The sequence below is a fragment of the Streptomyces sp. NPDC031274 genome (assembly GCF_055570235.1).
This window is the reverse complement of record NZ_JBVIHP010000461.1, coordinates 1-1060: the sequence shown is the minus strand read 5'-3', so window position 1 is coordinate 1060 and position 1060 is coordinate 1. Positions and strand designations below refer to the sequence as shown.

The following is a 1060-nucleotide window of genomic DNA, read 5'->3' as shown; positions in this document are numbered from 1 at the left end:
GGAGGGGTCCTGGGTCACGTACCCGATGCGGGAGCGGAGGCTGGGGGCGCCGGCCGGGTGGTCGAGGACGTTCAGGGTGCCGGTGACCTTGGCCTGGGTGCCGACCACTGCGCGCATGAGGGTGGATTTACCGCACCCTGAAGGGCCCAGGAGGCCGGTGATCTGGCCCTTCGGGACGGTGAAGTTCAGGGCGCGGAGGACTGTGCGGGGGCCTCGGATGACGGTCAGGTCCCTCGCCTCGATGGCGGACGGTTCCTCGATATTCATCATGTGATGATTATGGCGCCCCCGCCTCGGGGGGAGTCAAGTGCCGGACCGGAGCCGGAGCCCGAACCGGAGCTTCAGGAGGTGGGGCGGATCGCCAGCAGCAGGTCGACGACGTAGCTCTCCTCTACGAGCCCGTCCGGGAAGACCTTCAGGAGCTCCGTGTGCTCCTCGGCGAGGAATGCGGCCGAGCGCTCCTCGCCGAGGACCAGGAAGGCCGAGTGGCTGCCGACGTTGGCGAGGTGGGAGTCGAGGGGGATGCGGCGGCTCCAGCGGACCCGGTCCCTGCGGAAGTCCAGGGCCTTCGTCAGCTCGCCCGTCCGGTCCGCGGTGTGCCGGGCCTGGTCGTCGAATCCCAGGCAGCGGGCGATCCGCGTGCCCTGCTCGGCGAGCCACGGGATCGAGTGGTCCGCGATGTTCCACCACAGGGCGAGCGCGCCGCCGGGGCGCAGCACGCGGACAGCCTCCGGGACGGAGCGCTCCTGGTCCGTCCAGTGCCAGGCCTGTGCGTACGTGATCAAGTCGGCCGAGCCGTCAGCGAACGGCAGGTTGTCGCCGTCGCCCCGCACGAGCGGCGCGTCCGGCAGCGCGCGGCGGAACTCGCGCGCCATCTCATGGCCCGGCTCCACCGCGACGACGCGGGCGCCGCGGTCGGCGAGGAGGGCGGTCGCGATGCCCGTGCCCGCGCCGACGTCGAGCACGCGGGCCCCGGCCAGGGGCCGGCCCGCCAGGTTCTCGACGGCGTCGAGGAGGGCGGGGGGATAGGAGGGGCGGTGGGCCGCGTACTGGGCGGCTG

2 protein-coding genes are annotated in these 1060 nt (G+C 72.7%); both read right to left on the bottom strand.

All coding sequences use genetic code 11. From position 1 onward, the window contains the following. On the bottom strand, window positions 1–270 hold a 270-nt coding region (locus ACZ5CR_RS47190), incomplete at its 3' end, for an ATP-binding cassette domain-containing protein (RefSeq protein ID WP_468870242.1). 71 nt (window positions 271–341) lie between these two features. Continuing rightward, the coding region (locus ACZ5CR_RS47185) for a class I SAM-dependent methyltransferase (RefSeq protein WP_468870241.1) at window positions 342–1060 on the bottom strand (719 nt) is incomplete at its 5' end.